8 protein-coding genes are annotated in these 8,392 nt (G+C 74.9%); 4 read left to right on the top strand and 4 right to left on the bottom strand.

From position 1 onward, the window contains the following. Together AC1DXK_RS29225 and AC1DXK_RS29220 are read left to right on the top strand one after the other, a co-directional pair. A partial coding sequence (locus AC1DXK_RS29225; RefSeq protein ID WP_477299593.1) for a PfkB family carbohydrate kinase occupies positions 1-174 on the top strand: 174 nt, incomplete at its 5' end. A 118-nt stretch (positions 175-292) separates the two neighbouring features. After that, positions 293-1,090 carry a DUF502 domain-containing protein gene (locus AC1DXK_RS29220; protein ID WP_457107862.1) on the top strand — a complete coding sequence of 266 codons (798 nt, stop codon included), beginning with the start codon at positions 293-295 and terminating at the stop codon, positions 1,088-1,090. A gap of 102 nt (positions 1,091-1,192) precedes the next feature. Here AC1DXK_RS29220 and AC1DXK_RS29215 read toward each other — a convergent pair whose 3' ends face one another. Both AC1DXK_RS29215 and recG read right to left on the bottom strand, forming a co-directional pair. Next, positions 1,193-1,516 carry a hypothetical protein gene (locus AC1DXK_RS29215; RefSeq protein WP_457107863.1) on the bottom strand — a complete coding sequence of 108 codons (324 nt, stop codon included), beginning with the start codon at positions 1,514-1,516 and terminating at the stop codon, positions 1,193-1,195. A 297-nt stretch (positions 1,517-1,813) separates the two neighbouring features. Then, entirely contained in the window at positions 1,814-4,030 is a 2,217-nt protein-coding gene (gene recG / locus AC1DXK_RS29210; RefSeq protein ID WP_457107864.1) for an ATP-dependent DNA helicase RecG, read from the bottom strand. Positions 4,031-4,128: 98 nt separating this feature from the next. Between recG and AC1DXK_RS29205 the strand changes: the two genes are divergently transcribed. Both AC1DXK_RS29205 and AC1DXK_RS29200 read left to right on the top strand, forming a co-directional pair. Then, positions 4,129-5,013: an alpha/beta fold hydrolase gene (locus AC1DXK_RS29205; protein ID WP_457107865.1), complete on the top strand. Its 885-nt coding sequence runs from the start codon at positions 4,129-4,131 to the stop codon at positions 5,011-5,013. A 304-nt stretch (positions 5,014-5,317) separates the two neighbouring features. Then, entirely contained in the window at positions 5,318-6,571 is a 1,254-nt protein-coding gene (locus AC1DXK_RS29200) for a UbiH/UbiF family hydroxylase (protein WP_457107866.1), read from the top strand. A 103-nt stretch (positions 6,572-6,674) separates the two neighbouring features. Here AC1DXK_RS29200 and AC1DXK_RS29195 read toward each other — a convergent pair whose 3' ends face one another. Further along, positions 6,675-7,019, bottom strand: coding sequence for a hypothetical protein (locus AC1DXK_RS29195; protein WP_457107867.1), 345 nt, complete (start codon positions 7,017-7,019; stop codon positions 6,675-6,677). Between the two features lie 161 nt (positions 7,020-7,180). Next, positions 7,181-8,392, bottom strand: a 1,212-nt coding sequence (locus AC1DXK_RS29190) for an AMP-binding protein (protein WP_477299592.1), incomplete at its 5' end; no start/stop codon positions are given.

Genomic DNA, 8,392 nt, shown 5'->3' with positions numbered 1-8,392 from the left:
GGGGACAGCTTCGCGGCGGGCTACCTCGCCGCGCGGATCGCCGGGCTGCCACCGGAGGCCGCCGCCGCCGAGGCGCATCGCCTCGCCGGCACGGTGATCGGGCATCGCGGCGCCGTGATTCCCCGGGACGCGATGCCGGCTCCCGCCGTCCGGCCGCCCGGCCCGGACGCCTGAGGGCCGGCGGGGCCGGACGCTGCGCCCTTGAGGCGGGGAAGCGCAACCGCTACCTCTGCCGTCGGGGGATGGCCCCCGCAGCAGGATCGCCGCGCGTGGTGCGGCCGAGAGGGCACCCGTGGCGCCGAGTCCCCCGCCGATCCAGGTCCCCGAGCCCGACGCCGCCGCGACGGGCGGCGGCGCCCCGAAGACGCGGGTCAGCGCCCGCGGCCGGCTGCGGACCTACTTCCTCACCGGCGTCATCGTGGCCGGCCCCCTCGCGATCACCGCCTACATCACCTGGTGGTTCATCGCGCTGATCGATTCGTTCGTGAAGCCGCTGGTGCCGGCGAGCTACCTGCCGGACCATTACCTGCCGTTCTCGATCCCGGGGCTCGGCCTGGTCATCGCCTTCCTGGCGGTGACGCTGCTCGGATTCCTCACGGCCAACCTCGTCGGGCGGTCGGTCATCGAGTTCGGCGAGGTCCTGCTGGCCCGCACCCCGGTGATCTCCGGCCTCTACAAGGGCCTGCGGCAGATCTTCGAGACGCTGTTTTCCGCCAACGGCACCTCGTTCCGCACGGTGGGGCTGGTGGAATTCCCGGTGAAGGGCACGTGGTCGGTGGTGTTCCTGTCCGCCCCCGCGGCCCACGAAGTCGAAGGGGCGCTGCGGGCGCGGGGCGCCGCCGCGGACGACCTCGTCGGCGTGTTCCTGCCCTGCGCGCCCAATCCGACGACGGGCTTCTTCTTCTACCTGCCCCGGGCCGAGGTGGTTGAACTCGCCATCAGCGTCGACGACGCCGCCAAGCTGGTGATGTCGGCCGGGGTGATCCAGCCGGAGGACCCGCAGGGCCGGCTCAACGCCATGGCGGCCTCCCTGCGGACGGCGCAGCAGGCGGGCGGCTCGGCGCTGCAGCGGGAGCCGCAGGACGCGTGAGCGCCGCGCGCGGGAACGGGCGCCTGTCCGGGACCATCGGCCATGAAAAAGGCCGCCCCGCGCCTGCGGGGCAGCCCTGGACTTCCATCCTGTCGGTGCGGCTCAGCGCTGCAGCGAGGCCGTCTGCGGCGCGATGGTGGGCGGGGTCGCCTGTGCGACCGTCACGGCGCTGCGCGGCGCCGTCGGCACCCAGCCGGTGGCGCATTGCAGGGTGAGGGCGAGGCCCAGGGCGATGCAGAGCCCGTTGGCGACCAGCCAGAATGGCCGGGCGGCCCGCCGCACGGCGGCCTGCAGCTCGTCCGCGGTCTTGCTTGCCGCCTCGGCGGCGCGGTCCGAGATCGGCAGAAGCCAGGGCTCGGTCGGCAGCGCTTGGATACCGGCCATCTCGTGGGAGCCCGGCAGGTTTTGGAACAGTCCATTCGACATGTCCGTCCTCCAGATTCGTCCGTGATGTCCCGGCTTACCGGGCCATTCGTTCATCTCCAGTTAAGGGAAGAATATGGCTGATGCAAGGTCACGAGGCCTGCCCGCGGCCCTCCCGGTCGCCGACGAGGCGCCGCCAAGCTTCCGCTCAGCGCCGGCAAATCTTTGAAATCACTGCAATTTTTCGAAACCCTGTGGCAAAGCCGCATCGGACGACCGATCTGGCCGATCGGGGACGATGACGGCCTCGACCGTTCATGAACGTCGGACTTTCCTGAACGACGCCGTTCATGGCGCCGTTCATCCGGCGCCGATCAGCCGGATCGCGGCCTCGCGTTCGAACAGGTAGAGGAGCGCCCGCAGGGCCTGCCCCCGGGGGCTCTTCAGGCCGGGATCGCGCTCCACGATCAGCCGGGCGTCGTCGCGGGCGGCCTCCAGCAGGGCGCCGTCGCTCTCCAGCCGGGCCAGGCGGAAGGCGGCCATCCCCGACTGCCGGGTGCCGAGCACCTCGCCCTCGCCGCGCAGCTTCAGGTCCGCCTCGGCGATCCGGAAGCCGTCCTCGCTCGACCGCATCATCTCGAGCCGCGCCCGCGAGACCTGCCCGAGGGGTCCCCGGTAGAGCAGCAGGCAGGACGAGGCCCTGGAGCCGCGCCCGACCCGGCCCCGGAGCTGGTGGAGCTGCGCCAGCCCGAACCGCTCGGCGTGCTCGATCACCATGATGGTGGCCTCGGGCACGTCGACCCCGACCTCCACCACGGTGGTCGAGACCAGGAGCTTGGTCTCCCCGGCGGCGAAGCGGGCCATGGCGGCATCCTTGTCGGGACCCGGCATCTTGCCGTGGATCAGCCCGACCGCGTCGCCGAAATGCTTGCGCAGGTCGTCGAAGCGCTCGGCCGCGGCGGCGAGGTCGACGAACTCGGATTCCTCCACCAGCGGGCAGATCCAGTAGACCCGCTCGCCCCCGGCGATCGCCCGGGCGAGGCCGGCCACGACCTCGTCGATCCGCTCGGTGGACAGGGTCAGGGTGCGGATCGGCTGCCGGCCGGCGGGCTTCTCGTCGAGGATCGACACGTCCATGTCGCCGAAGAAGGTCAGCGCCAGGGTGCGGGGGATCGGCGTCGCGGTCATGACCAGGAAGTCCACCGCCTCGCCCTTGGCCCCGAGGGCGAGGCGCTGGTGAACGCCGAACCGGTGCTGCTCGTCCACCACCGCGAGGCCGAGGTCGCGGAAGGTGACCGCCTCCTGGAACAGGGCATGGGTGCCGACCAGGATGTCGATCGCGCCCGCGGCGAGGTCGGCCAGCGTGCTCTTGCGCTCCGCGGCCCGGTCGCGGCCGGTCATCAGGCGCAGGCGCAAACCGCCGGCCAGGGGCTTCAGCCGCTCGAAATGCTGCCGGGCGAGGATCTCGGTGGGCGCCATCAGGGCGGCCTGACGCCCGGCCTCCACCGCCGAGGCCATGGCGAGCAGGGCCACCGCGGTCTTGCCCGAGCCGACATCGCCCTGGAGCAGGCGCAGCATCCGGCGGGGCGCGGCGAGGTCGGCGCGGATCTCCGCCACCGCCCGGCCCTGCGCGCCGGTCAGCGCGAAGGGGAGGGCGGCCTCGATGCGGGCGCTCAGGGCGCCGTCGCCGGCATTGACCCGGCCGGCCTTGCGCCGCTGGCGGGCGCGCAGGAGGGCGAGCGCCAGCTGGGAGGCGAGGAGTTCGTCGTAGGCGAGCCGCCGCCGGGACGGGGTCGCGGGCGGCGGCTGGAGCGGATCCTCGGCCTTGGGGGGCGCCTCCTCGGGCCGGTGCTCGAGGCGCAGGGCCTCCGCGAAGGCGGGCAGGCGGTTCTTCTCCAGCCAGGCCGGATCCTGCCATTCCGGCAGGACCGGCAGGCGGTCGAGGGCCGCCACCGCGAGCTTGTTGATCGCCCGCGAGGTCAGCCCCTCCGTGGCCCCGTAGACCGGCTCGACGGCGGGCAGCTCGGCCAAGCCCGCCTCGTCCACGATCCGGGACGGGTGGACCATCTGGCGGGTGCCGTCCCAGAGGTCGATCCGGCCGGTGATGTAGCGGTGCGCCCCGAGCGGCAGCATCTTCTCCACCCGGGCGCGGGGCATGCCGAAGAACACCAGGGTGATGTCGCCGGTGGCATCCTCCACCAGCACCCGGTGCGGGCGCCGGCCCGCTCCGGCCTGGGCCGGGCGGTGCCCCACCACGGTGACGCCGATCGTCACCGGCTCGCCCACGGGGGCGTCGCTGATCGAGCCCATGAGCTTCCGCGCGACGCCGCCCTGGGGCAGGTGGAACAGCAGGTCCACCACCCGGGCCTCGCGCTCGGGGGTGCCGAGCAGCTTCTCGATGAGCGGCGCCATCTTCGGCCCGATCCCCGGCAGGGCGCGGGCCGGCGCGAAGAGCGGATCGAGGAGGCTCGGCCGCAGGGCGGGCGCGGCGGGCGCGCGGCCGGCCTCCCCCTCCGCGGCCTCGGCCGCGTCGGAATCCTTCAAGGCCGGGTCCTGAGTCGCGCGTGCATCTGTCATGGCGGTTCGGCGGACATGGTGCCGGAGGCGCCTTATCATCCGGTGCATCCCGGCGCGCCAGTGCGGCGGGAGGGGGACCGCCCCCGGAGATCGATCCCATGGCCAGCGACTTCCTGCCGGGCTTCGACCGGCACCGGATCGAGACCGCACCCGGCGTGACGATCCACGCCCGCTCGGCGGGCTCCGGGCCGCCGGTCCTGCTGCTGCACGGCCACCCGCAGACCCTGTCCACGTGGCTCCACGTCGCCCCGCGCCTCGCCGAGACCCGCAGCGTGGTGGCCATGGACCTGCGCGGCTACGGCGATTCGGGAAAGCCCCCGGGGGGCGAGCGCCACGTCGCCTATTCCAAGCGCGCCATGGCGGCCGACGCGGTGGCGGTGATGCGGGCGCTCGGCCACGACCGGTTCGCCGTGGTCGGCCACGACCGGGGCGGCCGCGTCGCCCACCGCCTCGCCCTCGACCACGCCCAGGCCGTCGCGCGGATCGCCCTGTTCGACATCGCCCCCACGGCGACCATGTACGCGCGCACCGACAAGGATTTCGCCACCCGGTACTTCTGGTGGTTCTTCTTCATCCAGCCCCACCCCCTGCCGGAGACGCTGATCGGGGCCGATCCGGAATACTTCCTGCGCCATCACGTCGAGGGCCAGTCCAAGACGCCCGGCTCGCCGCCGCCCGACCTCTTCGCCGAGTACCTGCGCTGCTACGCCGACCCCGCCTGCCGCCACGCGATCTGCGAGGATTACCGGGCGGCGGCCGGGATCGACTTGGAGCACGACGCCGCCGATGCGCAGGCGCGGATCACCGCCCCGCTCCTGGCGCTCTGGGGGGCGAGGGGCGTGGTCGGCCAGACCTACGACGTGCTGGAGACGTGGCGCGAGAAGGCCACCGCCGTCTCCGGCCGGGCGCTGGATTGCGGTCACACCCTTCAGGAGGAGCGGCCGGAGGAGGTCGTTTCGGAGCTGGCGGCGTTCCTGAGCTGACGGGGCTCAGCCGCCGGCCCGGACCGGGTCGACCGCACGGTGCGCCGGACCCGGGCGGGGCGAGGGACACGGACAGCGTGGAGACGGCCGCGGCGGCGAGGCGGACGGGGGCACCGGATCGCTCCGGCCTGAGGCCGCCGGGCTGCGGCGCTGTGGCCTTCGCGGATCWGGGTTGGCAGAGACACCGGAATGCTCAGATACGGGCACGGGCCGCGCGGAGAAGACGCCGCGGCCCCGGCCGGCCGCCGGGCACCCGATGGGTGGCCGGTCGACGGGGGACCGAGCGGAGATCGTGCGGGGCAGCATGTCGGTAGGAGCCAAGGCCGCAGGGGCCGTCACCGGGTCCGTCACGGGGTCCGGGACACCGTTCGAGGTTGCCGTGGTCGGGGCCGGGGCCGCGGGGCTCGCCGCGGCGCTGGCGGTCGCCCGGGAGGGGATTCCGACGGCGCTGGTCGGCCGCCACGCCCCCGTGGCGGACGGGCGAACCGTCGCGCTCCTCGACGGGTCGGTGCGGTTCCTGGGGGCGCTGGGCGCCTGGGAGGCGGTGGCGCCGCACGCAAGCCCGCTCTGCGAACTCCAGATCATCGACGACACCGGCAGCCTGTTCCGGCCGCCGCCGGCGCGCTTCCGCGCCGCCGAGATCGGCCTCGACGCCTTCGGCTGGAACGTCGAGAGCGCGCGGCTGGTCGAGAGCCTGCGCGCCTGCGCCCGGGGGCAGGACAACCTCACCCTGGTCGAGGCGGATGCCGCCGGCGCCGTCCCCGGCGAGGCGGCCGCGCGCATCGCCCTGGCCGACGGGGGCGCGGTCGAGGCCCGGCTGGTGGTGGGGGCCGACGGGGCGCGCTCGCCGCTGCGGGCCGCCAGCGGCGTCCGCGTGCGCGACTGGACCTACCCGCAGAGCGCGATCACCACGATCCTGGCCCATGCGCGCCCGCATCGGGACGTCTCCACCGAATTCCACACCCGGTCCGGCCCCTTCACCCTGGTGCCGCTCCCGGGCGGTCACCGGTCCAGCCTGGTCTGGGTGACCGGGGAGGGCGCCGCGCGCCGGCTGGCGGCCCTCGACGACGGAGCCCTCGGCCAGGCCGTGGAGCGGCAGGCCCGGGCGATGCTGGGTGCCATGCGGGTCGACGGCCCCCGCGGACTCGTGCCCATGCGCAGCCTCGCGGTGACCCGGCCGGTAGCGGATCGGCTGGCGCTGATCGGCGAGGCCGCCCACGTCTTCCCGCCGATCGGCGCCCAGGGCCTCAATCTCGGCCTGCGCGACGCCGCGACCCTGCGCGACGCGGTGCTGGCCGCCGCCCGCGACCGCCGCGATCCCGGTTCACGCGCCGTGCTCGACGGCTACGCGCGGGCGCGCCGCGTCGATACAGCGGCGCGCACCGCCGCCGTGGACCTCCTCAACCGCAGCCTGCTCACCGCCCTGCTGCCGGTGGACGCGCTCCGCGGCCTCGGCCTGCTGGCGATGACGCAGCTCGGGCCGCTGCGGCGGCTGGTGATGCGGGAGGGGGTCGTGCCGAGGCTCGGCGCGCCGGAGCTGATGCGCGCGACGCGCTGACTCCGTCGTCGGAGGCGCGGGCCTCGCGGCGGCCCAGACGGTCCGCCTGCGGTGTCCACTTGGCTGTCCGTCTTGCCCGGGCCGGATGCGACCGGGACGGGCGTCAGAGATCCGGCTGTGCGGCCACGTAGGCGCCGAGCCGGGTCGCGAGATCGACCGGGCCGCCGGCCCGGGCCTCCCCCGAATCGCCGATGAGAATCACCGGGATGCCGCGGTCGCGCAGATGGCCGCGGAGGCGGGCGGCGCGGCGGGCATAGGCGGGATCGCGCCGGGTGGGAGCCTGGAGCAAGACCGCGGCGGGTCGCGCGATCACGGCCAGCACGTCGTCCGCCGCCTCCATCGAGGCGGTCACGCTCGCATAGCCGAGGCTGGCCAGCTCGCCCGAAAGGGACCGGTCCACGGCGCGGACGCCGTCATCGACCACGAGCACTTGTTGCAGCGCACCCATAAGCTTGAGCGGTACTCCATCCCGGACGGCTTGGAAAGATAGCCGTCACGACAATCCGATGCAGAACCCGCGAACAGGCGGATCGGATCCGTCGGTCCGTGTGCAGATGCGAGATTATCTGCGCCGCCTGAGCGCCGGATGAACCGGTGCGGGGCCGCCGTTCAAGCCGCCACGACCGCGGCGGCCGAGCCGCCCGACAGGAGGGGCCGGTAGCCGGCGCTCCGCCACAGGTGCGGATCCGGCTCGGGCGTCCCGCCGCCGGGGAGCGGAGCGGACGCGCAGGCCGGCCCGCGAAAGGCGAGGCCGCCCTCGGTCCCGCGGGCGACGTCCAGGAGCCCGCGGGGCAGGGGGGCCTGCTCCGGATGGGCCAGGGTGGCGGCGAGGTCGTCCAGGCCGGGGCGCGTGAGCACCACCGCCTCGCCGAAAACCACCGAGTCGAGGCGCTGCGGACCCGCGGTCCCCGCGCTCCGCGGGGTCAGGCGCGTGGGCGCGCGGCGGACCACGTGGAGGACGCGGACGGTCCAGGGCAGGGGCAGGGCGGCCAGGGCAGGGTCAATCAGGGCGGGCTCGATCAGGGCGGGCACGACGAGCCGCGTGGGCACCGGCCGCAGCAGGGCGGCGCGGAACCCGGCCTCGTCGAAGGGCAGCACGGTCTCCAGGCCGGCGCCCGCCGCCAGGGCCGTGCCGAGGCCGGTCACGAGGCCGCGCAGATCGTGGCCGGGCAGGAGCGTCAGGACCCGCTCGTCCGCGGACAGGGGCAGCGCGTCGAGATGGGCGGCGATCGCCGCCGCGAGGGCCGCGGCGCTGCGATGGACCGGCCGGCCGGGATCGCCCCCCGCGAAGGTGACGAGGCCGCGGCTCGCCACCGGCGCGACCACGCCCCGCTCCAGGGCCATCACGTCGAGGCTGATCACACCGTCCGGCACGCTCGGGCCGAAGGCCGCGAGGTAGCGCAGGCCGAAATGGCGCATGGCCGCCTGGGTGAGGTCTTCCGCGGGGCGGCGCGCGCCGCGGCGGCCCTCCGTGAGCACCGCCACCAGGCCGGCGGCCTCGATCCCGGCGGAGAGCTGTCCGGGATCCCAGGCGGCAGGCATCGCGCAGGGCAGGTGGCCGGCCGCCTCGACGGCGAGGTGGGCGAGGGCCGATTCGGCGCCTCCGGCGAACCAGAGCCCGATCCGGCTGCCGGCCGGAAGGCGCCACGCGCCGATGCCGCGGGCGAGGCGCCCGACGATCTCGGCGGCGGCCGCGTAGGTCCAGGTGATGGCCGGACGGCCGCACCAGGCGACGCGGTCACCCGAATCACGCAGGATCGTGCGCTCCGGACCGGTGCGCGCCGCCGCGAACAGGCAGGCCGCGAGGCCGCCGGATCGCGC

This window comes from Methylobacterium sp. P3_A11 (assembly GCF_056403155.1).
This window is presented reverse-complemented; position numbering and strand designations above follow the sequence as displayed.